21 protein-coding genes and 2 pseudogenes are annotated in these 21,357 nt (G+C 64.5%); 14 read left to right on the top strand and 9 right to left on the bottom strand.

Annotated features, from left to right (window positions below; genetic code table 11):
- Nucleotides 1-114 precede the first annotated feature (114 nt).
- The 11 genes from P6U27_RS24555 to P6U27_RS24505 all read left to right on the top strand — a co-directional run bounded on the left by P6U27_RS24555 (nt 115) and on the right by P6U27_RS24505 (nt 9,865).
- Nucleotides 115-885 carry a triacylglycerol lipase gene (locus tag P6U27_RS24555; protein ID WP_209295559.1) on the top strand — a complete coding sequence of 257 codons (771 nt, stop codon included), beginning with the start codon at nt 115-117 and terminating at the stop codon, nt 883-885.
- A gap of 104 nt (nt 886-989) precedes the next feature.
- Complete coding sequence (gene paaX, locus P6U27_RS24550; protein ID WP_407192726.1) at nt 990-1,856, top strand: phenylacetic acid degradation operon negative regulatory protein PaaX; 867 nt, start codon at nt 990-992, stop codon at nt 1,854-1,856.
- A gap of 76 nt (nt 1,857-1,932) precedes the next feature.
- Nucleotides 1,933-2,925 (top strand): 1,2-phenylacetyl-CoA epoxidase subunit PaaA, encoded by a 993-nt coding sequence (paaA, locus tag P6U27_RS24545; protein ID WP_164936897.1) that lies wholly within the window; start codon nt 1,933-1,935, stop codon nt 2,923-2,925.
- Between the two features lie 10 nt (nt 2,926-2,935).
- Nucleotides 2,936-3,223 carry a 1,2-phenylacetyl-CoA epoxidase subunit PaaB gene (gene paaB / locus P6U27_RS24540; RefSeq protein ID WP_008136594.1) on the top strand — a complete coding sequence of 96 codons (288 nt, stop codon included), beginning with the start codon at nt 2,936-2,938 and terminating at the stop codon, nt 3,221-3,223.
- A complete protein-coding gene (paaC, locus tag P6U27_RS24535; RefSeq protein ID WP_209295561.1) occupies nt 3,223-3,999 on the top strand; it encodes a 1,2-phenylacetyl-CoA epoxidase subunit PaaC in 777 nt (258 codons plus the stop codon). The genes paaB and paaC overlap by 1 nt, the downstream gene beginning before the upstream one ends.
- Nucleotides 3,993-4,496 (top strand): 1,2-phenylacetyl-CoA epoxidase subunit PaaD, encoded by a 504-nt coding sequence (paaD, locus tag P6U27_RS24530; RefSeq protein WP_209295562.1) that lies wholly within the window; start codon nt 3,993-3,995, stop codon nt 4,494-4,496. The genes paaC and paaD overlap by 7 nt, the downstream gene beginning before the upstream one ends.
- A 137-nt stretch (nt 4,497-4,633) precedes the next feature.
- Nucleotides 4,634-5,716, top strand: a complete 1,083-nt coding sequence (gene paaE, locus P6U27_RS24525) for a 1,2-phenylacetyl-CoA epoxidase subunit PaaE (RefSeq protein ID WP_209295563.1) — start codon at nt 4,634-4,636, stop codon at nt 5,714-5,716.
- 102 nt (nt 5,717-5,818) lie between these two features.
- Complete coding sequence (paaI, locus tag P6U27_RS24520; RefSeq protein WP_122404299.1) at nt 5,819-6,268, top strand: hydroxyphenylacetyl-CoA thioesterase PaaI; 450 nt, start codon at nt 5,819-5,821, stop codon at nt 6,266-6,268.
- A 29-nt stretch (nt 6,269-6,297) separates the two neighbouring features.
- Complete coding sequence (gene paaK, locus P6U27_RS24515) at nt 6,298-7,629, top strand: phenylacetate--CoA ligase PaaK (RefSeq protein ID WP_209295564.1); 1,332 nt, start codon at nt 6,298-6,300, stop codon at nt 7,627-7,629.
- 60 nt (nt 7,630-7,689) lie between these two features.
- Nucleotides 7,690-8,694, top strand: coding sequence for a zinc-binding alcohol dehydrogenase family protein (locus P6U27_RS24510; RefSeq protein ID WP_209295565.1), 1,005 nt, complete (start codon nt 7,690-7,692; stop codon nt 8,692-8,694).
- A 115-nt stretch (nt 8,695-8,809) separates the two neighbouring features.
- A complete protein-coding gene (locus P6U27_RS24505; RefSeq protein ID WP_209295566.1) occupies nt 8,810-9,865 on the top strand; it encodes a YeeE/YedE family protein in 1,056 nt (351 codons plus the stop codon).
- Here P6U27_RS24505 and P6U27_RS24500 read toward each other — a convergent pair.
- Entirely contained in the window at nt 9,844-10,758 is a 915-nt protein-coding gene (locus P6U27_RS24500; RefSeq protein WP_407192725.1) for a DMT family transporter, read from the bottom strand. The genes P6U27_RS24505 and P6U27_RS24500 overlap by 22 nt on opposite strands.
- 100 nt (nt 10,759-10,858) lie before the next feature.
- Between P6U27_RS24500 and P6U27_RS24495 the strand changes: the two are divergent.
- Nucleotides 10,859-12,285 (top strand): annotated as a pseudogene (locus P6U27_RS24495) (PLP-dependent aminotransferase family protein).
- 10 nt (nt 12,286-12,295) lie between these two features.
- On the opposite strand, the gene P6U27_RS24490 reads toward P6U27_RS24495, so the two are convergent.
- From P6U27_RS24490 to P6U27_RS24470, 5 genes are read right to left on the bottom strand one after another with little or no spacing between them, the layout of a single operon-like run.
- Nucleotides 12,296-13,519: a bifunctional alpha/beta hydrolase/OsmC family protein gene (locus P6U27_RS24490; RefSeq protein ID WP_209295568.1), complete on the bottom strand. Its 1,224-nt coding sequence runs from the start codon at nt 13,517-13,519 to the stop codon at nt 12,296-12,298.
- A 25-nt stretch (nt 13,520-13,544) separates the two neighbouring features.
- Nucleotides 13,545-14,204: a sulfite oxidase-like oxidoreductase gene (locus P6U27_RS24485; RefSeq protein WP_209295569.1), complete on the bottom strand. Its 660-nt coding sequence runs from the start codon at nt 14,202-14,204 to the stop codon at nt 13,545-13,547.
- A gap of 3 nt (nt 14,205-14,207) precedes the next feature.
- Nucleotides 14,208-15,530, bottom strand: coding sequence for an MFS transporter (locus P6U27_RS24480; RefSeq protein ID WP_122404293.1), 1,323 nt, complete (start codon nt 15,528-15,530; stop codon nt 14,208-14,210).
- 32 nt (nt 15,531-15,562) lie between these two features.
- Nucleotides 15,563-16,786 (bottom strand): cytochrome P450, encoded by a 1,224-nt coding sequence (locus tag P6U27_RS24475; protein ID WP_129143566.1) that lies wholly within the window; start codon nt 16,784-16,786, stop codon nt 15,563-15,565.
- 57 nt (nt 16,787-16,843) lie between these two features.
- Nucleotides 16,844-17,053: a ferredoxin gene (locus P6U27_RS24470; protein WP_122404291.1), complete on the bottom strand. Its 210-nt coding sequence runs from the start codon at nt 17,051-17,053 to the stop codon at nt 16,844-16,846.
- Between P6U27_RS24470 and P6U27_RS24465 the strand changes: the two are divergent.
- Nucleotides 17,003-17,389: pseudogene (locus P6U27_RS24465) on the top strand (DUF2958 domain-containing protein); the annotation flags it as partial. The gene P6U27_RS24470 and the pseudogene P6U27_RS24465 sit on opposite strands and share 51 nt — an antisense overlap.
- Nucleotides 17,355-17,468 (top strand): hypothetical protein, encoded by a 114-nt coding sequence (locus P6U27_RS24460; protein WP_376707297.1) that lies wholly within the window; start codon nt 17,355-17,357, stop codon nt 17,466-17,468. The pseudogene P6U27_RS24465 and the gene P6U27_RS24460, both read left to right, overlap by 35 nt.
- A gap of 134 nt (nt 17,469-17,602) precedes the next feature.
- On the opposite strand, the gene P6U27_RS24455 is transcribed toward P6U27_RS24460, so the two are convergent.
- From P6U27_RS24455 to P6U27_RS24445, 3 genes are read right to left on the bottom strand one after another with little or no spacing between them, the layout of a single operon-like run.
- Complete coding sequence (locus tag P6U27_RS24455; protein WP_407192724.1) at nt 17,603-18,130, bottom strand: hypothetical protein; 528 nt, start codon at nt 18,128-18,130, stop codon at nt 17,603-17,605.
- A gap of 11 nt (nt 18,131-18,141) precedes the next feature.
- Nucleotides 18,142-19,704, bottom strand: a complete 1,563-nt coding sequence (locus P6U27_RS24450; RefSeq protein WP_122404288.1) for an aldehyde dehydrogenase family protein — start codon at nt 19,702-19,704, stop codon at nt 18,142-18,144.
- Between the two features lie 36 nt (nt 19,705-19,740).
- Complete coding sequence (locus tag P6U27_RS24445; RefSeq protein WP_209295570.1) at nt 19,741-21,138, bottom strand: VOC family protein; 1,398 nt, start codon at nt 21,136-21,138, stop codon at nt 19,741-19,743.
- Nucleotides 21,139-21,357: the final 219 nt, after the last annotated feature.

Genomic DNA, 21,357 nt, shown 5'->3' with positions numbered 1-21,357 from the left:
GCCTAGCTGATTCATGTTGCGCTGCGGAACGTTCAAGAAGCCGGCGTATTGGAATTCGTGCCCATTTGCCGGCATCGCGGCCGGCGGCTCTCGAGTCTCCCAGGGGAAACATTGATGACCGCAACTGCCCAGACGCTGCGCCCGCCATCCCGCACCCTGATGTTTCTGGAGGGGCGGGCGATCCACGAGTTCGGCGCATTCCTCGGCGCGCTGCCGCTCCTGAGCCTCGCGCCGCGCGGCGACGGACATCCGGTGCTGGTGCTGCCCGGCCTCGTGGCTTCCGATGCGTCGACGCGCGCGCTGCGCGCGTTTCTGGCGAGCAGGGGCTATGCGGTGAGCGGCTGGCGTCAGGGCCGCAATTACGGCCTGCGTCCGGGCGTTCAGCACGCGATGGTGGATCTGGTCCAGGAGCTCAGCGACAAGCACGGTCGCAAGATCAGCCTGGTGGGCTGGAGCCTCGGCGGCCTCTATGCGCGCCAGCTCGCCAAGATGATGCCGGAGCGCGTGCGCCAGGTGATCACGCTCGGCAGCCCCTTCGCGGGCGATCCGCGCTCGACCAACGCTTGGCGCGTCTATGAATGGGCGAGCGGCCGCAAGGCCGACGAGGTCGATCCGCAGTTCGGAGGCGAGCTCGCCGTTCCGCCGCCGGTGCCGACCACCGCCATCTTCAGCCGCACCGACGGCGTCTGCGCCTGGCAGGGCTGCATGGAAAAGACTGGCGCGCAGACAGAGAGCATCGAGGTCGAGAGCAGCCATTGCGGCATGGGCCATCATCCCGCCGCCGTCTATGCCGTGGCCGATCGCCTCGCGCAGAAAGAAGGCCAGTGGCGCCCGTTCGATCGCAGCGGCTGGCGCAGCCTCGTCTATCCCGACCCGCACAGATAGCTTCTTCGCCTCTCCCCGCGCACGGCCGGCGCACGGGGAGACGGAGAACCGGCGCGCCTCGCGCGGCATTGTCGCACCCGCACCAAACGCGCTATGCCTCGCGCATGGCGCATCCGCTCTCCCGCATCATCGACCAGCTCAAGCGCGAGCCGTCGCGCACCGGCTCCATCGTCATCACCGTGTTCGGCGATGCCATCGTGCCACGCGGCGGCTCCGTATGGCTCGGTACGCTGCTCGAATTCTTCGAAGGCCTGGACATCGATAGCGGCGTCGTCCGCACGGCGGTGTCGCGCCTCGCGGCCGACGGCTGGCTGACGCGCGAGAAGGTCGGCCGCAACAGTTTTTATCGCTTGGCCGACAAGGGCCGGCAGACGTTTGAAGCGGCCACGCGCCACATCTACGATCCGCCGCCGTCCGACTGGACCGGGCGCTTCGAGCTGCTGCTGATCGGCAATGGCGAGGACCGCGACGCCTCGCGCGAGGCACTACGCAATGCCGGCTTCGGCAGTCCGCTGCCGGGTGTATGGGTCGCACCGTCGGGCGTGCCGGTGCCGGATGAGGCTGGGGGCGCCATCCGTCTCGAAGTCTCGGCGGAGGACGACAGCGGACGTCGCCTGCTGAGCGCGAGCTGGCCGCTCGATCGTACCGCGGATGCCTACCTGAAATTCATGAAGACGTTCGAGCCGCTGCGCGCCCAGATCACGCGCGGTACGGTTCTGTCCGAGGCCGACGCTTTCACTGCACGGATCCTGCTGATCCACTACTACCGCCGCGTCGTGCTGCGCGACCCGCTGTTGCCCGAAAGCCTGCTGCCGCCGGATTGGCCCGGCCGGGCGGCTCGCAAACTCTGCGGCAAGATTTATCGCGCGCTCCTCGTTCCATCGGAACAATGGCTCGACGGCCATGGAACCAACGAGAGGGGGGCATTACCACCCGCGAGAAAGGCGCTGGAACGGAGGTTCGGCACCTGATCTTTATGTTACAAAAATATCTTGCATCAACTAACTTCTGTTATATATTCTTCCCCAACAAATCGGGAGGATGCGCATGTATACTCAGGCGCTGAACACGGCCGAGACCGACGATCGCGGTCTTGAGGACGCCGCCAGGGCTGCGCAGTTCCAGGCACGCATCGATGCCGAGGAGCGCATCGAGCCGAACGACTGGATGCCGGCGGCCTATCGCAAGACGCTGACGCGCCAGATTTCTCAGCACGCGCACTCGGAAATCGTGGGTATGCTGCCCGAGGGCAACTGGATCACCCGCGCGCCGACGCTGCGCCGCAAGGCCGCGCTGCTCGCCAAGGTGCAGGACGAGTGTGGGCACGGGCTCTATCTCTACGCCGCCGCCGAAACGCTCGGCTCCTCGCGTGAAGAGCTGGTCGACGCGATGCTCGCGGGAAAAGCCAAATATTCCTCGATCTTCAACTATCCGACGCTGACCTGGGCGGACATCGGCACGATCGGCTGGCTGGTCGACGGCGCCGCGATCATGAACCAGATTCCGCTGTGCCGCTGTTCCTACGGCCCCTATGCGCGCGCGATGATACGCGTCTGCAAGGAGGAGTCGTTCCACCAGCGCCAGGGCTACGAGATCATGCTGACGCTCTGCCGCGGCTCCGACGAGCAGAGGGCGATGGCGCAGGATGCGCTGAATCGCTGGTGGTGGCCGGTGCTGATGATGTTCGGTCCGCCCGATGCCACGAGCCAGCACAGCGACGCCTCGACGAAATGGAAGATCAAACGCTTCTCCAACGACGAGCTGCGCCAGAAATTCGTCGATGCGACCGTGCCGCAGGCGCAGTATCTCGGCCTCACCATTCCCGACGCCGGCATGACGCAGGATGCCGACGGGCACTGGCGCTACAGCGAGATCGACTGGACCGAATTCAAGCAGGTGCTTGCGGGCAACGGCCCTTGCAACCGCGACCGCATGGCCGCACGCCGCAAGGCGCATGAGGAGGGTGCCTGGGTGCGCGAGGCGGCAGCCAGCTATGCCGCCAAGCGCGCGCAGCGTCAGACCGCGCAAGCCGCGGAGTAGGGAGATCAATATGGCCACGCCGAACACGCCGCTGTGGGAAGTCTTCATTCGCAGCCGCAACGGGCTCGCGCACAAGCATGTCGGCTCGCTCCATGCGAGCGATGCCACCATGGCGCTGCAAGCCGCTCGCGACATCTACACCCGGCGCGGCGAGGGCCTGTCGATCTGGGTCGTGCCCTCGACCGCGATCACCGCGAGCGATCCGGCCGAGAAGGGCATGATGTTTGAGCCGGCGGAGTCCAAGATCTACCGGCATCCGACGTTCTATGAGGTGCCGGAAGAAGTGGGGCACATGTGATGGCAGTCGCCAACATCCAGGTCTCCGAAACGCCACTTGTGCTCTACGCACTGCGCCGCGCCGACGATGCGCTGATCCTCGGCCACAGGCTGTCGGAATGGTGCGGACACGCGCCGATGCTGGAAGAGGACATGGCGCTGTCCAACATTGCGCTCGACCTCATCGGCCAGGCGCGGGAGCTCTACGGCTATGCCGCGAAGGTCGAGGGCAAGGACAATGACGAGGACAAGCTCGCCTATTTGCGCGACGTACGGCAGTATCGGAACCTGCTGCTGGTCGAGCAGCCCAATGGAGACTTTGCCCAAACCCTTGTGCGCCAATTCTTCTATTCCACCTTCGCCGATCTCTACTGGCGCGCGATGATGAATTCGCGCGATGCAACGCTGGCGGCGATTGCCGCCAAATCGGAAAAGGAGAGCGCCTATCATTTGCGCCATGCCTCGGAATGGATCATCCGGCTCGGCGACGGCACGGCCGAGAGCCACGCCCGCGCGCAAGGAGCGATCGAACACCTCTGGGCCTTCACCGGCGAGATGTTCGCCGTTGACGACGGCGAGCGCAGCCTGATTGACGCCTGCATCGCCGTCGATCCCGCGACCTTGCGCGGTCGCTGGTTGAAGACGCTGTCGGATGTCGCCAATGAGGCCACGCTTGCACTGCCGCAGAACGACTGGATGCAGCAAGGTGGCCGCTCCGGCCGCCACAGTGAGCATCTGGGCCATCTCTTGTCCGAGCTGCAATCAATGCAGCGCACCTTCCCGGGGCTGACATGGTGACGGTGCTCGACCGCGACAGCGAGCTGCGCCAGCGTGCCTGGGACGCCGTCGCGAGCGTGGTCGATCCCGAAATCCCGGTGTTGACCATCGCCGATCTCGGCGTGCTGCGTGATGTCGTTCTCGACGGTGACCAAGTGGAGGTCGCGATCACGCCGACCTATTCGGGTTGCCCGGCGATGAACATGATCGCGCTCGAAATCGAGCTTGCGCTGGAGCGCGCCGGCTTCCATCAGCCCAAGGTGCGCACCGTGTTGTCCCCGGCCTGGACCACGGACTGGATGAGCGAGGAAGGCCGCCGCAAGCTGCGCGCCTATGGCATCGCGCCGCCACAAGCCTCGAGCTCACGCCGTGCGCTATTCGGCGAGCAGGCGGTCGCGTGTCCGCAATGCGGCTCCGATAAAACCGAGCTGCTGTCCGAGTTCGGCTCGACCTCCTGCAAGGCGCTGTGGCGCTGCATGTCCTGCCGCGAACCGTTCGATTACTTCAAGTGTCATTGAGGGCGCACGATGCCAGCCCCATCGTCATTGCGAGCGCAGCGAAGCAATCCAGACTACCCCTGCGGAAGCAGTCTGGATTGCTTCGTCGCAAGGGCTCCTCGCAATGGCGGCGGTGACACCGAGCCAGGGTATTTCTGATGCCATCAGCCGCACCGCGCTTCCACCGCCTGGCCGTCAACGATCTCCGCCGCGAGGCATCCGACGCCATCTCGATGACGTTTGCCATTCCCGGCGAGCTCGCCGGCGACTACGCGTTCACGCCCGGCCAGTACCTCACGCTTCGCACCACGCTCGACGGCGAAGAAGTGCGCCGCTCCTATTCCATCTGCTCCGGCCCTGACGACGGCGAGATCCGCATCGCCGTGAAGAAGATCGATGGCGGCGCGTTTTCGAGCTGGGCGGCGGACGAATTGAAGTGCGGCGATGAGCTCGACGTGATGACGCCGACCGGGCGTTTTGGTGTGGTCCCGCCTGCAGATCGCGCGCGCATCCATGTCGGCTTCGCCGCCGGCTCCGGCATCACGCCGATCCTGTCGATCGTGAAGGGCGTGCTCGCACGCGAGCCCGACAGCCGCTTCTTCCTGTTCTACGGCAACCGCACCACCGACAACATCATGTTTCTCGAGGCGCTCGAGGAGCTGAAGGATCGGTTCATCGATCGTCTCTCGATTTTCCACGTCATCTCCGGCGAGGAGCAGGACATTCCGATCCTGCATGGCCGGCTCGATGGCGACAAGGTGAGGGTGCTGCTCCGCTCGCTGGTGCCGGCGGAAAGCGTCGATCATGTCTTCATCTGCGGTCCCCTTGGCATGAGCGAGGAGATCGAGGCGACCTGCCGCGATCTCGGCGTCGCGGATGAGCGCATCCACGTCGAGCGCTTCGTCTCCGAATTCGGCGGCAAGCCGCGGCCGAAGAAGGTGCTTGCGCCAGACGCGCCGCCGAAGGCGATCGCCTCGCTGATCATCGACGGCAAGCGTCGCGACGTGCCGGTCGCCGAGGATGAGGCGATCCTCGATGCCGCGCTGCGCGCCGGTGTCGATCTGCCCTTCGCCTGCAAGGGCGGCATGTGCTCGACCTGCCGCGCCAAGCTGGTCGAGGGCAAGGCGCCGATGGACATCAACTATTCGCTGGAACGGTGGGAGCTCAAGGCCGGCTTCGTCCTGACTTGCCAAGCCAAGCCATCGTCGGAGCGGGTCGTGGTCGATTATGATCATGTCTGATCGGCAGATCAGACCCGATGAATGCAAATGCGTCGCATTATTTGACAGCTTGCGGCAACCAGCAGAACATCATGAGCAAACGTCTGGCCCCGGGAGAAGCGCGTGAACGTCAAAGCCGCCCTGTCGCCTGAGGATATTGCCCGCGCCTGTGCCGAGGCGATGTGGGCCGAGGACGATGCCTCCAAGGGCCTCGGCATGGAGATCGTCGAAATCGGCCCGGGCTTTGCGACGCTCGCCATGACGGTGCGGCCGGACATGGTCAATGGCCAGCGCATCGCCCATGGCGGCTTCATCTTCACGCTGGCCGATTCCGCCTTTGCGTTTGCCTGCAACTCGCACAATGAGCGCGTGGTGGCCGCGCAAGGCCAGATCACCTTCATCAAGCCCGGCAGGCTTGGCGACCGACTCGTCGCTAAGGCGCGGGAGATCACCCGCGGCGGCCGCTCCGGCATCTACGACGTGCGTGTCACCGTGGGCGACACCGTTATCGCGGAATTCCGCGGGCATTCGCGTGTCATTCCCGGCACGTGGCTGCCGCAGCAAGACAAATAAAATGAACAAACCAATGTGGGGAAACGAGGATGGCTCTGACGAAACTCAAGGAAGGTGCCAGCACTTATAGTGCCGAGATGGACGCGCAGGAGCGTGCCTCGCGCGACGAGATCATGGCGTTGCAGACGCAGCGACTGGCCTGGTCGCTGAAGCATGCCTACGACAATGTCGCGCATTATCGCAAAGCCTTCGACAAGGCCGGCGTGCATCCGTCCGATTTTCGCGAGCTGTCCGATCTCGCAAAATTTCCGTTCACGGTGAAGACGGACCTGCGCGACAACTATCCCTTCAACATGTTCGCCGTGCCGCGCGAAAAGCTGGTGCGTGTACATGCCTCCTCCGGCACCACGGGCAAGCCGATCGTGGTCGGCTATACCCAACGCGACATCGACACCTGGTCCGAGGTGATGGCGCGCTCGATCCGTGCGGCGGGCGGCCGCACCGGCATGATCATCCACAACGCCTATGGCTATGGCCTCTTCACCGGCGGGTTAGGGGTGCACTACGGCGCGGAAAGGCTCGGCTGCACGGTGGTGCCGATCTCCGGCGGCATGACCGAGCGGCAGGTGCAGCTCATCAACGATTTCAGGCCCGATATCATCACGGTGACGCCGAGCTACATGCTGGCGATTCTCGACGAGTTCAAACGCCAGAAGCTCGATCCCCGCCAGTGCTCGCTCAAGATCGGCATCTTTGGCGCCGAGCCCTGGACCAACGCGATGCGCGCCGAGATCGAGGATGCCTTCGACATGGATGCGACCGACATCTACGGCCTCTCAGAGGTGATCGGCCCCGGCGTCGCACAGGAGTGCATCGAGACCAAGGACGGCCTGCACATCTGGGAGGATCATTTCTATCCCGAAGTGATCGATCCCCAGACCGGTGCGGTGCTGCCGGACGGCGAGAAGGGCGAGCTCGTGTTCACCTCGCTCACCAAGGAAGCCTTTCCTGTGATCCGCTATCGCACGCGCGATCTGACGCGGCTGCTACCGGGGACAGCGCGGCCGGGCATGCGGCGGATGGAGAAGGTGACGGGCCGCTCGGACGACATGATCATCCTGCGCGGCGTCAACCTGTTCCCGACCCAGATCGAGGAAGTGCTGCTCGCGACCGACTGGTGCTGCGGCCACTTCATCCTCGAGCTCACCCGCGAAGGCCGCATGGACGAGCTCACCATCATCGCCGAGGCGCGGCCCGAAAGCTGGGACGGAAGGGGTCTCGTCGATCAAGCGGATCGGATCTCGACCCATATCAAGAACACCATCGGCATCAGTTCGAGGGTCCAGGTGGTCGCGCCGGCCACGCTGGAGCGCTCGCTGGGCAAGGCCAAACGGCTCTACGACAAGCGGCCCAAGGACTGACGGATTGACTTGACCGGCGCCAGAGGCGACAAGGCCCGCGAGAAATCGCGGGGTCTTTTCATGTCACCAGCCGATGCCAGGACGGTCGAAGCGCGCTGCGTGCGCCTCAACGCCAAAGCTGAAAGCGCCGCTGTGTTTGCCCCTGTGGTCGAGCGTCAGACGCTTGTGCGCGGGCCGAACGATCTTCTGGTCGAGGTGAAGGCCGCTGCGGTCAATCCGTCCGACGTCAAGGCTGCGACCGGGCTGATGCCCTATGCCGTGTTCCCCCGGACCCCCGGCCGTGACTATGCCGGCGTGGTGATCGACGGGCCCGCCGGGACGATCGGCCGCGAGGTGTTCGGCTCTTCCGGCGATCTCGGCATCCGCCGCGACGGCACCCACGCCAGCCATCTCGTGGTCGAGGCCGATGCGGTCGTGGAGAAACCCAGGGCGGTGTCGTGGGAAGAGGCCGCCGGCGTCGGCGTGCCCTTCGTCACCGCGATGGAAGGTTTTCGCCGCGCAGGTGTGCCGAAGAGCGGCGAGACCGTGCTGGTGTTCGGCGTCAACGGCAAGGTCGGCCAGGCCGCGGTGCAGATCGCGACCTGGCAGGGCGCGCGCGTCATCGGAGTGGTGCGCAAGGCGGAACCCTATGAAGGTCACGCCCGTGCGCCCATCGAGGTGATTGACGCCTCCGCCTCCGACGTCGCCGCGCGCGTGCGCGAATTGACCGGCGGCAAGGGCGCCGACATCGTCTTCAATACGGTCGGCGATCCCTATTTCCAAGCGGCGCACAAGTCACTCGCCTTGCGCGGCCGCCAGATCCTGATCGCCGCGATCGACCGCATCGTGCAGTTCAACATCCTCGAATTCTACCGGGGACAGCACACTTATGTCGGCATCGACACGCTCGGCCTGTCCTCCGCCGCCACGGGCGCGGTGCTGCGCGACCTCGGGCCCGGCTTTGCGAGCGGCCATCTGAAACCGTTCCCGATCAAGACGAATGCGGTCTATCCACTGGAGCGCGCGAAAGAAGCGTATGTTGCGGTCGCCGGCTCGTCGCGAGATCGCGTGATCCTGAAGCCATAACACACCGTCATTGCGAGCGTAGCGAAGCAAGCCAGAAATGCACCCGCGGAGACAGGCTGGATTGCTTCGCTGCGCTCGCAATGACGGAGAACGTCGAGAGATCTGAGAACAATCGATGGAAGCTGCCCAGCTCGTCATCCTCGCCGGCCTCGTCATCGGCCTCGTCTACGGTGTCGCCGGCCTGCTCAGCGGCTTCTGCCTGATGAGCAGTATGCGCGGCTTTCTGACGGATGGCGACGGGCGGCTGGTGCGGACCTACGCGCTGGCGATCGCTGTCGCGATCGTCGCGAGCCAGTTCCTCGCCGGCAACGGCTTGGTCGATCTCGGTAAGTCGATCTATTTGCAGCAATCCTTTTCCGCCCCAGTGCTCTTCCTTGGTGGCCTGCTGTTCGGCTACGGCATGGTGCTGTCGAATGGCTGCGGCTCGCGGGCCCTGGTGCTGCTCGGCCGCGGCAATCTCCGCTCCTTCGTCGTCGTGATCGTTCTTGCGATTGCCGCGCAGATGACGCTCAAAGGCCTGATCGCGCCGGCGCGTATCGCGCTGGTCCAGGCTTCGCAAATGACCGTCAGCGCAAATTCGCTGCCGTCCTTGCTGAGGATGATCGGTGTCACGGAATCGCTGTCGCGCGCGCTTGCCGCTGCCGCGACCGTCATCGCGCTCGTCCTGTTCGCCTTCGCGCACCCGGCGTTCCGCCGTTCGCCGGGGCAGATCGCGGCAGGTGTCATTGTGGGCCTGCTCGTTGCCGCCGGCTGGTACGTCACCGGCTATCTCGGCGCCGACGACTTCAATCCGGTCCCAGTGACCTCGCTCACCTTCGTCGCGCCGCTCGCTGATAGCCTGCAATACGCCATGCTCTCGACCGGGCTGACGCCGAACTTCGGCGTTGCGACGGTTGCCGGCGTCTTCGCCGGTAGTCTGGTGACGGCGCTCGCTACCGGTCGCTTCAAGCTCGAAGGCTACTCCTCACCACGCCACATGCTGCGCTCGGGCACCGGGGCTGCGCTGATGGGGATCGGCGGCGTGATGGCGTTCGGCTGCTCGATCGGTCAGGGGCTCACGGGCGTCTCGACGCTCGCTCTTGGCTCCTTCGTCGCGGTTGCCGGCATCCTGCTCGGCACCGCGGCGGGCCTGCGCGGAAGCTTGCGCGTTCAGCCGCTCGCAGTGGCCTGACTGCGCAACAACCGATCGCCTAGCGTCGCAAGACCGATGCCGGTGACGATCAGTCCGGCCGCGACCGCAAGGCTCGCGTCGATCGGCTCACTCAGGAGGATCGCGGCACTGGCGATGCCGACCAGCGGCGTTCCTGTGGTGCCCAGCGCCGTCGTCAGCGCCGAGATGCTCTTGTTGACCATTGACATCGCCCAATAGGCCAGCGCCGTCCCGATCAGGCCGGAATACAGGAACAGCAGGGCGAGCCTCCACGACCATTCCACGTGCGGCAGGCCATCCGTGACCAGCGCCGATCCTGTCAGCACGATCGTCGCGACCAGCACCTGCCAGATCAGGAGCCGGAGCGGCGACGCGATCCAGCGGTGCGCGCGGATATAGATGATGTTGGCGGCCCACGAGATCGCGGCCGGGATGACCATGCCGGCGCCGAGCACGACGTTCGCATTGGCCCAGTCAATGGACGTAGGGTTCAGGATCACGGCAAGGCCGATCAGCCCGAGCAGGGCGCCGGCGAGCTTTGGCGCGGTCAGCGTATCCTTCCCCAGTAGCGGCGCGGCGATCGCGACCCAAAGCGGCGTGGTGTAACCGAGCACGATGGCTTTGCTCGCGGGCAGGAAGCGCACACCAGCCGCAACCAGGACCGAGAACAGCGTCATGTGCAACAGCGCCACGCTCAGGACGACAGGAATGTCGCGCCGCTCCGGGATGACCAGATTGTTGCTGAGGCCAAGGATCACGAACAATCCAGCCAGCGCGATCCAGCTCCGGATCGCCGACGTCCATAGGGGTGGAAGGAATTGGACGAGCTGCTTCGTCACCGACCAGTTCACGCCCCAGGCCAGCACGACGATGAGGAACAGGCCGACGGCGGCGCGAGGCGACAGGGAATTCATCTGGAGGTCCTTGAAGCAATCCGGCTCGGCGCATAGCATCTCATCTGGTACTTGAAAAAGGACCAGATGGGAGAAAAACAAGGTGCCAGTTTCGGAAGAAGTGATCCCGGCTCTGATCGACTTGAAACGGTCGGACGAGGGGCTGATGGCGCAGCTGACGAGCCAGCTTAGAGAGCTGATCGCGAGCGGCCGCCTCGGCAAAGGCCGCATGCTGCCATCCAGCCGTCGGCTCGCGCGCGATCTCGGCGTCTCCCGGAACACCGTCACTTATGCGTTCGAGCAGCTTGCTGCCGAAGGATATGTCGAGGCCTCGCACGGCCGCCGTCCGGTGGTCGCGGTCGACGGCCACGAGCATATCGAACGGACCGGCACCGCTACGTCGAGCGTACGTTCTGCCAGGCCGCGGCTCTCCCTTGGGCTTCGGGGCTGAAGCAGACCGACTGGCCGATGTCCTATCAGGCGCAGCTGAAGCCGTTGCGTCCGGGGCACGCCGATTTCAGGGAGTTTCCGAACGAGGTCTGGGCGCGCTGTCTGCGCCGCAGTGCCGTAGGTGCGGCCAAGCGCGGGCTCGAATCAGTGAATCGAACACGCCTGTGCGAGGCGCTGGCGCATTATCTCGTCACCAGCAGAGGCGTTCGCGCCACGGCGGAGCAGATCATGATCCTGCCGAGCGCGCAGGCCGCACTCACCTTGATCGCGGCAGCGCTGATTTCGCCCGGCGACGACGTCTGGGTCGAGGATCCCGGTTATCCCGGTGCCGCGGCCGCCTTCCGGGCCTCCGGCGCGCGCGTCACCGGTATCGGTCTGGACGAGCAGGGCATGCAACCGATGCGGGGCCGTGCGGCGCCAAAGCTGATCTTCATGACACCCTCGCATCAGCATCCGACCGGGCGGCTGATGTCGCTGGCGCGCCGTACCGAATTTCTCGGCCTGAGCAGGCCCGGCAAGACCTGGATTGTCGAGGACGATTACGACGGCGAATTCCATTATGACAGCCGGCCGGTGCCGGCCTTGCAAGGGCTCGATGCCCACGGTCGCGTGTTCTATGTCGGCACCTTCTCGAAGGTGATGACGTCGGATATCCGGCTCGGCTATCTCGTCGCGCCCCCGGCGTTGGTCAGCACGCTGGAGATCGCGCAGCGGCACATCGGGCTGATCGCGTCCAGCCACATTCAGGAGGCGCTGGCCGAATTCATCGCCGACGGCCATTTCCTCGCGCATTTGCGCCGGATGCGCCGGCTCTATCGCGCGCGCCGCGATCACCTTGTCGAGGAACTGGAGCGACAGCTGGGCGGGATGCTCTCGGTCGAAGTGCCTCCTGGCGGCATCCAGCTCATTGCCCGTCTCCAGCGCGGTCGCACTGATCGGGCGGCGGTAAAGCGGTTGGTCGCGGCGGGCGTCGAAACGCGCGCATTGTCCAGCCTGGCGCTCGGTCAGCCGCGCGATCACGGCCTGCTGCTCGGCTTCGCGGCCTGGCGCGAAAGCGAGATCAGCGCGGCCGTGCGGACGATGGCGTCGTGCTTGTAGCGATGGCGTGCTAGTCCGCGGCCTTCGTCACGATGCGGATCTCCGATGTCAGCGTGCGGTGCACCGGGCACTTGTCGGCGATCTCCATCAGCTTCTTGCGCTGCTCGGCATCGAGCGCGCCATCCATCGCGATGTCGCGTTCGATCTGGTCGAGCATGCCCTCGCGTGTCTCGCACTCGGCACAATCCTTGGCGTAGATCTTCGAATGTTTCAGCGTAACCGTGACGCGGTCGAGCGGCAGCGATTTGCGGTCGGCATAAAGGCGCATGGTCATGGAGGTGCAGGCGCCGAGGCCGGCGAGCAGGAAATCATAGGGGCCGGGGCCGGCATCCTCGCCGCCGGCCGCGACCGGCTCGTCCGCCACCAGATGATGCGGGCCGATGGTGATGATCTGGTTGAACTTGCTCTTGCGCGTCTCCTGCACCACAACCCGCCGCGGCGCCTCAGGGAGATCGACCACCTTGGCGGGCTTTGCGATCTCGATATAGCGGCTCGCCCAGGCGGCGATGACGTCGGCCGCGTAGAGCGCGTCAGTGGGCTTCGTCAGCAGATGATCGGCATGATCTAGCGAGACGAAGCTCTTGGGATGCCTGGCTGCAACGAAGATCTTCGTCGCGTTGTCGATACCGACGGTATCGTCGACCGGCGAGTGCATCACCAGCAGCGCCTTGTGCAGGCCGGTGACGTCCTTCATCAGCTCGTGCTCGACGATGTCGTCGAGGAATTCACGCCTGATCCGGAATGGGCGGCCCGCAAGAGACACTTCGATCTCGCCCTGCGTGCGGATGTTGTCGACATGCTCTTTGAACAGATTGGTGACGTGGGCGGGATCGGAGGGCGCCGCAATGATCGCGACCGCCTTGGCTTCGGGAATTCGTCCTGCAGCCGCGAGGATCGCTGCGCCGCCGAGGCTGTGGCCGATCAGGATCGACGGCGCCCTGCGGGCACTGCGCAGATGATCGGCGGCCCGGACGAGATCGGCGACATTGGAGGAAAAGGTCGAATTGGCGAAATCGCCTTCGCTGGAGCCGAGACCGGTGAAGTCGAAGCGCAGCACCGCGATGCCCCTGGCCGCCAGTGCCACAGAAATCCGCTTGGCCGCCAGCGTGTCCTTGCCGCATGTGAAGCAGTGCGCGAACAGCGCGAAAGCTGCGGGCTCGCCGTCGGGCAGCTCCAGCGCGGCCGCGAGCTGATGGCCGCCTTCGCCGGTGAATTGAAAGCGCTCCGTCGGCATGGGCTTCCCCCGTTCTTGCTTGAACCTAATCCCCCGAGTAGCGCTGCTCGGCCCAGGGATCGCCGCGGTTATGATAGCCGCGGACTTCCCAGAAGCCCGGCGCATCCTCGGTCAGGAATTCGATGGCCTGCAGCCATTTCGCGCTCTTCCAGAAATACAGATGCGGCACGACCAGCCGCACGGGGCCGCCATGCTCCTCCGCGAGCGGCTGGCCGGACCAGCTGTGGGCGAGCAGCGCGTCCTCGGCGGCAAAGTCCTCCAGCGCGAGATTGGTGGTGTAACCGTCATAGGAATGCAGCACGACGAAGCGCGCATCCTCGCGCGGCTGGCAGGCCGCGAGCAGCTCACGCGTCGCGAGCCCCTCCCACTCATTGTCGTAGCGCGACCAGGTCGTCACGCAGTGGATATCGGAGGTGAAGCGGGCCTGTTTCTGCGCGGTGAATTCGTCGAAGGCCCAAAACACGGGACGCTCGACCGCGCCGTAGACGTCCAGCCGCCAACGTTCGCGCGACACCGGCGGCACGACGCCGAGATCAAGCACCGGCCAGTCTTTGGTCAGATGCTGGCCGGGCGGCAGCCGCTGACCGTCCGGGCGCGTAATCTTGCCGGTGAGGAACCGGCCCTCGCGCGCCCATCTCTCCTTGGTGCGCGTCAGCTTGCTGTCGGATGGCGTCTCGTCGGTCATGGCCTACTCGTGACGATGCATTGCGGAGGCGTGTTTCGTGTCGCGCATGGTGGAATAGATGATCAGCGACAGGCAGATGATGCCGGCAAGATAGAAATAGAACCAGTCCTCGTGCCCGATGCTCTTGAAGTAGAGCGCGATCGCCGGCGCCGTGCCGCCGAAGATCGAGACCGTGATCGCATAGGGCAGGCCGACGCCGAGCGCGCGGACATTGGTGGGAAACAGCTCGGCCTTCACCACCGCGTTGATCGAGGTGTAGCCGGCGACGAACAGCCAGGCGCAGCAGATCAGGATGAAGGCCATGAAGGGCGACTTGGTCTCCTTCAGGGTCATCAGCAGCGGAACGGTCGCGAGCGTGCCGGCGATACCGAAGAAGATCAGCAGCGGCTTGCGGCCGATCTTGTCGGAGATCGCGCCGTAGATCGGCTGCAGGATGGTCGCGAAGATCAGCGAGCCGAAGATCACGAACGTGGTCTGATCCTCAGTCAGCCCGACCGAGAGCTTGACGAAGGTCTGCATGTAGGTGGTGAAGGTGTAGAACGCCGCGGTGCCGCCGGCGGTGAGGCCGACGACCAGCAAGAGCTCGCGCGGATAGCGCAGCAGATTGGTGATCGAGCCGGTCGGCTTCACCACCTTCTTGGCCTCCTCGAACGCCTCGGTCTCGTGCAGGCCGCGCCGCATCACCGCGGCGAAGATCGCGAGCCCCGCGCCGATCGCGAACGGGATGCGCCAACCCCAGGCCTTTAGCTCCTCCGGCGTCAGGAAGACCTTTTGCAGGAGCAGCAGCACGATAATCGCAGTGAGCTGGCCGCCGATCAGGGTGACGTACTGGAAGCTGGAATAGAAGCCGCGATGCTTGGGGTCGGCGACCTCGCTGAGATACGTGGCGCTGGCGCCGTATTCGCCGCCGAGGCTCAAGCCCTCGATGACACGGGCGAGGGCCAGGATGACAGGCGCGGCAAAGCCGATCGTGGCATAGGTCGGCGTCAGCGCGATGATCAGCGAGCCGAAGCACATGAAGACGACGGACAGCGTCAGGGAGATGCGCCGGCCGAAATGGTCGGCGAGATAGCCGAAGAACCAGCCGCCGAGGGGACGCATCAGGAAGGTCGCCGCGAACACCACGGCGGCGTTCAATTGCTGCACGACAGGATCGTTACCGGGGAAGAAGGCAGGGGCGAAGTAGAGCGCAAACGCCGTATAGGCGTAGAAATCGTACCATTCGACGAGGTTGCCGACGGAGCCGATGAAGATCGCCTTGATCCGCCGCTCGGCGTCGGCGACGTCAAAATGCTCAGAGGCCGGCTTGGTTGCTTGCACTGTCACGTCCGGCCTCTCCGTATCTCTGCTGGAGGGGCCTACATCGCCTTTCCGAGCAGAAATGGCAACTGGCGGGGGCCTCTCACCGTGCCCTGTGACCAGGTCACGGTGCCTGCCGGATCCAGCCGGAAGTCCGGAATCCGCTTCAGCCATTCCTCCAGCGCAACCTGCATTTCCATGCGCGCCAGGTTGGAACCGACACAACGGTGAATGCCGAGGCCGAAGGCCGCGTGGCGATTCTCGCGGCGGTCGATCACGACTTTGTCAGCGTCCGGAAACATTTTGGGGTCGCGGTTCGCGGCCGGGAAGGACAGCAGCACCATGTTGCCCGGCTTGACCGGACAGCCTGAAATCGTCGTCTCCTTGACCACCTCGCGCGCCATCGTCACCGGGGAATAGGCGCGCAGCAGCTCCTCCACCGCGGTCGGGATCAGCCCGGGCTCGGCGATCAGCCGCTCGCGATCGGCGGGCGTTTTCGCAAGATGCCAGAGCGAGGAGCCGATCGCGCTCCACGTGGTGTCGATGCCGGCGATCAGCAGCAGGCGCAACGACCCCAGCACGTGAGTGTCCTCGAGCGGATTGCCGTCCTTGTCCCTGGCATTCATCAGGTAGGAGATCAGGTCGTCGGTGGGCTTGTTCTTGCGCGCTTCGATGTGGCCGCTGAAATAGGCGCTCATCTCCTGCACGGCCTGGAGCAGCTTACTCTCATCCGTGATGCCGAGCTCCAGGATCATGTGGATCCAGTTGATGAAGAGCTCGCTGTCGCTCTCGGGAATGCCGAGCATGTGCGCGATCGCGCGCACCGGAATGTGCTTCGTGTAGCGCGCCGCAGCGTCCACGCTCTTCTCGGCAATGAAGTCGTCGATCAGCTCGTTGCAGATGGCGCGGACCCGCGGCTCGAGCTTCTTCATCGCGTCCGGCGTGAACGGCGGCAGCAGCAATTGCTTGGCCGGCTTGTGCACGGGCGGATCGGAGGTGATGGGCGGAGCGGCGTTCTTGCTGGTGATTTCCGGCCGCACGTCACGGACGATGATGCGGCGGGAGGAGAAATGCTCGGTATCGTTGGCGATCTCGCGCACCGCCTCATAGGTCGTCGGCAGGTAGCAGCCGAGGAAGCGTTGCGTGTGCACGACCGGACTCGCGGCGCGCAGCTCGTCCCAGATCGGGAACGGGTTCTCCGTCCATTGTGGATCGGTGTGGTCGAAATCATGGACCCAGTCGGTCACGGGCGGATGGGCGGCGGGCTGGTTGACGTCGGACATGGCAGGCAATCCCTTGGCTCGTGTTCGCTGAAAGCACGCGGGGCGGTCGCGGCCGCGCTACTCCTCGATCACATCAATCGCGATTTCCGGGCAGTTGGATTTCGCCAGCCAGGCCTTGTCCTCGAGCCCCGGCGGCACGGTGCCGTCGCCGGTTTCGTGCGCGTTGCCATATTCGTCCAGCTCGAAAAGTTCCGGCGCGAGTGCATTGCAGCGGGCATGGCCCTGGCATTTGTCGGGATCGACGTGGACCTTCAATCGCTCTGCCATTGCGGCTCCCTTGGTCGTGCGCGCAGAGCCCGAAGGCGGCGCGTTTCCTCACCTGAATTCTATTTAAGTTATATCCTATTACATTCGCGATGGACTTCCCCTGTCAAGCGCAAACTTATAGCGGACAGTCTCGCAAATCGTGCGAAAACGTCACCAAATGTCGCGAAAGTTTCCAAACCCGACGAGATCGACTTGGAACCTGTCGTCAAGCTGTTCAAGTCCGGCGGTGCCGCCACCTGGTTGCTCACCGAGATTGATCCCGGACGATCACACCGTTGCCTGGGCCCTTCGCGATCTTGGCATAGGCTTCCCCCAGTTTGGCACCGTCAGCTTGACGGAGCTCGCAGCCTTTCGCGGGCGATCAGAGTCGGGATCGAACGCGATCTTCACGGGCACGCGGGCCGATCTCGGCTGACGTTCAAATCGCCAGTAAAGCGTTGGATCGAGCATCAGGTTTCCCGGTTTCCCCAACGGTCTTTCCCAGGCTCAATCACCCGTTGGTCCGCCAGTTGCAGCCGCAAGCTGGCGGACCTGTCCTTTAAAGATCTCTCAGGCGCCGGGCCGCTGTCCCAACCAGCCTGGGCTCGGCTCGCCTCTCACTTCGCCAAAGTAGATCGCAAAGGTTTGGCGCCACCTTTCGACCAAGGCTCGATCTTCCATGAAGCGCGGAAACTCGGCGAAATTGGAGTTTGCATAGTCCCAAACCGGCTTCAGGCCGCCTTGCGGCTGCACGTCCGTGCGAACGGACCAGCCGTTATAGGCCTTGCGCTGGTTCTTCTCCGAGATCTGGCAATTCATGTACAGCTTGGCAGCAGCCTTGTGAGGTGCCTCCTTGAGGATCGCGGCTCGTTGCCCCCAAGCAAGGAATGGATGTCCGTCCGCGATGGCCCATTTCACCGGCGCGTTGGCCGGTGTCGTCAGCGATCCGGATCCGCCGAGACCGAGGATGATGATGTCCCGACCCCGGCGCTTCATCTCAGCGGCAAGCCCGCTGATCTTCAGGATCTCCGACACGCTGATCGACGAAAGGCGGCGGGAGGGGCGGAATAATGCCGAGCTGTGAAGAGGCGCGTTCATCTATCTTTTCTTTACGCCACGTCGAACTTGACGCCCTGCGCGAGCGGCAATGTGCGGCCGAAATTGATCGTATTGGTCGCGCGGCGCATGTAAGCCTTCCAGGCATCCGAGCCCGACTCGCGTCCACCGCCGGTTTCCTTCTCGCCTCCGAAGGCGCCGCCGATTTCGGCGCCGGATGGGCCGATATTGACATTGGCAATGCCGCAATCCGATCCGCGCGCCGACAGGAACGCTTCGGCCTCGCGAAGGTCGTTGGTGAAGATCGAGGACGAGAGTCCCTGCGGCACTGCGTTGTGCAGGTCGAGCACCGCATTGAAGTCGCGGTATTTGATCACGTAGAGAATGGGCGCGAAGGTTTCGTGCACGACCGGGCCAGTCTGTTCTGAGATCTCGACCAGCGCCGGGCGAACATAATACGCCTCATCGGCGCCGTCGGCGAAAACGCGCTCGCCGCCGAACACCTTGGCGCCCGCGGCGCGCGCCTCGCTCAGTGCCTTCTGCATCGAGGCGAAGGCTGCGGCGTCGATCAGCGGACCGACCAGGGTGCCGTCCTTGAGCGGGTCGCCAATGGTGACGGATTCATAGGCGCGCTTCAGTCGCGGCACGAACGTGTCGTAGACGCTTTCGTGGACGAAGAGGCGTCGCAGCGTCGTGCAGCGCTGGCCTGCCGTGCCCATGGCGGCAAATGCGACGCCGCGCAGGGTCAGGTCGAGGTCAGCCGTCGGCGCGACAATTGCGGCGTTGTTGCCGCCGAGTTCGAGAATCGCGCGGGCAAAGCGTTTCGCGAGGCGCGGTCCGACGATACGCCCCATCGCCGTCGAGCCGGTTGCCGACACCAGCGGGACCTTGGCGTGATCGACAAGAATTTCGCCGATCTCGCGGCCGCCGAAGAGAACGGTGGACAGAGCGTCCGGCGCCTTGCCGCCTTCCGCCTTGAAGCGCGCGAGTGCGCGATCGAACAGTGCTTCCGTCGCAAGGGCCGTCAGCGGCGTCTTCTCGGACGGCTTCCAGACGATGCTGTTGCCGCAAATCAGCGCCAGCGCCGCGTTCCAGGACCATACGGCAACGGGGAAGTTGAACGCCGAGATGATCCCGGTGACGCCGAGCGGATGCCAGCTTTCCATCATCCGGTGGTCGCTGCGCTCCGTCGCGATGGTCAGGCCATAGAGCTGGCGCGACAGACCCACCGCGAAATCGCAGATATCGATCATCTCCTGGACCTCGCCGAGGCCCTCGGAGGCAATCTTGCCGGCCTCGATCGACACGAGCCTGCCGAGCGCCTGCTTGTTGGCGCGCAACTCCTCGCCGAGCAGGCGGACGAGCTCGCCGCGCTTCGGCGCTGGCACCAGTCGCCATTCGAGGAAGGCCGCATGCGCCTTGTCGATTGCCGCCTGTGCATCGGCGGCGCCGATCTCGTTGACATGGCCCGTGATCTCGCCGGTGATCGGCGATCGTGCGATCAGCTTGCCGCCGGTGTACCGGCTGCGCTTGACGCCGAGCGAGATCAGGAGCGCGTCTGCCTCGCCCGCCAGGGAATTGATGGCGCGAGTTGAAGTCTGGGTCGTGGTCGTCATGGCGGTTTTCTCTTGGACGTTTGAAAGGCGGTTCGATTAGGCCATCGCGTGGCGTGCGAGGTGCGGTGATCCGAGCTGGACCAGAGCTTGCTCCAGGGAATCCCTTTCCGCCCGCGCGTAAAGCTCCATCTCGTCGTAAACCTTGGCACCGAGGGCGGCTTCGAACGCAGTCCGGTTGGAACGCGCGGCGTAGTTCTGCTGCTGGTCGGCGCCGAGATTCGACTGGAAGATTCCTGCCGCGCTGACAGGGAGGAAATCCTCGTAGACGATCGGATCGTAGTGCAGAAAGCCCGCAGACACCAAATCCTCGAGGCTGGATGGCGGAGCGTGCCGCCTGCATGCCTCAATGCCTGCTTGCGTCGCCAAATAGCGGAAGAAGGCGAGCCCCTGCGAGCGAAGCTTCGACCAATCGTCCGGAAACGCTTTGAATTGATCGGCCAATTCGGTATCGTAGTCGCGCGCGGTCGCGCCCGCCTGCCGCACGGAGGCGAGCAATCGGTCGTAGAGCTCGCGGCCTTTGGGAGTGAGAGCGGCACCGCGCTGCTCGATCTCACCGAAGCGGGCCGTATGCGTCCCGGCGACCTTTGTGGCGTTTGCCTGTCTGAACAGCATGGGCTCTTCGAGCGCCTTGAAGCTGGTCTGGCGCAGCAGGATCGGGCAGTCGCGGCGCGGCGGCCCTTCGATCACGGCCTTCGGCGCAATGCCGCGTCGTGGCATCCCGGCCTGGACGGCACCGATGTCCAGCGTGCGCGGTGTCAGATGGTTGATGTGAGGCCCTCTGAAGCTCACCACGTCGGCGATCAGCCGATGCGTGTCATGCAGCCGCTTGTAGACCTCAAGGCTCACTGTCGCTTCGCTATGCCAACGGAAGGTGTCGAGCGCTTCGCGCACGAACTCCTCCGCCTGCGCGACGGTCAGGTGACCTTCCGTCTCGAAAATGTTCACGAGCTCGAGTGCGCGCGGCGTAAAGATGCGGCGCTCACCAAGGATTCGCTCCGCCTGGGCGCGAAGGGTCTCATCCTCGATCAGGTCGAGGCGCAGCAGCGAGGTGAATACCCGGAACGGGTTGCGCCGGAGAGCGGCATCGTTGATCGGCCGAAAGGCCGTGGCATGGACGGGCACGCCGGCCACCGACAGGTCATAATAGCCGACCGGGTGCATGCCCATCACCGCAAAGACGCGACGCATGTCGAACAATTCGTCCGCCCGCCCGAGGCGAACGGCGCCGTGACGCTCGACATTTAACCGCTCGAGTTCATCACTTCGCTCGAGGCTCGCACCAAGCTCCTCGTGCTGGCGCAACGTTTCGCGATTGGTGTCGTTGACGAGTTCCATCAGGGTGCCGTATTGCGGCACTTCGACCCGGTACATGTCCGACATGGCGCGGGAAAACAGAGTGCGGATCTCGTCCGCGTCCGCGCGCAGCGCTGGCATCAAAATCTCCATCGACGGCGGATCGGCCGTCCTCGTTGGCTAGATCCAGGGATCATGCAGTTTCATCATGATCCTGGCGATTAGACCTTGCCTATTCGGCTAGTTCAAACGATGTTTAATCAGAAGATCATTCTAAAACGGAATGAATAGGGATGATCTGCGCGCGCCTTGACCAGACGGGCGCTGCGCGCACGCGGCGGCGCGCGAGACGGCGCTTGG

This window comes from Bradyrhizobium sp. STM 3566, assembly GCF_045571445.1.
Lineage (GTDB): Bacteria > Pseudomonadota > Alphaproteobacteria > Rhizobiales > Xanthobacteraceae > Bradyrhizobium > Bradyrhizobium vignae.
This window is presented reverse-complemented; position numbering and strand designations above follow the sequence as displayed.

Coding starts and splice junctions, on each gene's coding strand:
- P6U27_RS24490 (WP_209295568.1), bottom strand. CDS start 13,519: ATGCCGACGGAGCGCTTTCAATTCACCGGCGAAGGCGGCCATCAGCTC.
- P6U27_RS24510 (WP_209295565.1), top strand. CDS start 7,690: ATGTCACCAGCCGATGCCAGGACGGTCGAAGCGCGCTGCGTGCGCCTC.
- P6U27_RS24475 (WP_129143566.1), bottom strand. CDS start 16,786: ATGTCCGACGTCAACCAGCCCGCCGCCCATCCGCCCGTGACCGACTGG.
- P6U27_RS24470 (WP_122404291.1), bottom strand. CDS start 17,053: ATGGCAGAGCGATTGAAGGTCCACGTCGATCCCGACAAATGCCAGGGC.
- P6U27_RS24455 (WP_407192724.1), bottom strand. CDS start 18,130: ATGAACGCGCCTCTTCACAGCTCGGCATTATTCCGCCCCTCCCGCCGC.
- P6U27_RS24445 (WP_209295570.1), bottom strand. CDS start 21,138: ATGCCAGCGCTGCGCGCGGACGCGGACGAGATCCGCACTCTGTTTTCC.
- paaK (WP_209295564.1), top strand. CDS start 6,298: ATGGCTCTGACGAAACTCAAGGAAGGTGCCAGCACTTATAGTGCCGAG.
- paaE (WP_209295563.1), top strand. CDS start 4,634: ATGCCATCAGCCGCACCGCGCTTCCACCGCCTGGCCGTCAACGATCTC.
- paaX (WP_407192726.1), top strand. CDS start 990: ATGGCGCATCCGCTCTCCCGCATCATCGACCAGCTCAAGCGCGAGCCG.
- paaD (WP_209295562.1), top strand. CDS start 3,993: ATGGTGACGGTGCTCGACCGCGACAGCGAGCTGCGCCAGCGTGCCTGG.
- P6U27_RS24505 (WP_209295566.1), top strand. CDS start 8,810: ATGGAAGCTGCCCAGCTCGTCATCCTCGCCGGCCTCGTCATCGGCCTC.
- P6U27_RS24500 (WP_407192725.1), bottom strand. CDS start 10,758: ATGAATTCCCTGTCGCCTCGCGCCGCCGTCGGCCTGTTCCTCATCGTC.
- P6U27_RS24555 (WP_209295559.1), top strand. CDS start 115: ATGACCGCAACTGCCCAGACGCTGCGCCCGCCATCCCGCACCCTGATG.
- P6U27_RS24485 (WP_209295569.1), bottom strand. CDS start 14,204: ATGACCGACGAGACGCCATCCGACAGCAAGCTGACGCGCACCAAGGAG.
- paaC (WP_209295561.1), top strand. CDS start 3,223: ATGGCAGTCGCCAACATCCAGGTCTCCGAAACGCCACTTGTGCTCTAC.
- paaA (WP_164936897.1), top strand. CDS start 1,933: ATGTATACTCAGGCGCTGAACACGGCCGAGACCGACGATCGCGGTCTT.
- paaB (WP_008136594.1), top strand. CDS start 2,936: ATGGCCACGCCGAACACGCCGCTGTGGGAAGTCTTCATTCGCAGCCGC.
- P6U27_RS24450 (WP_122404288.1), bottom strand. CDS start 19,704: ATGACGACCACGACCCAGACTTCAACTCGCGCCATCAATTCCCTGGCG.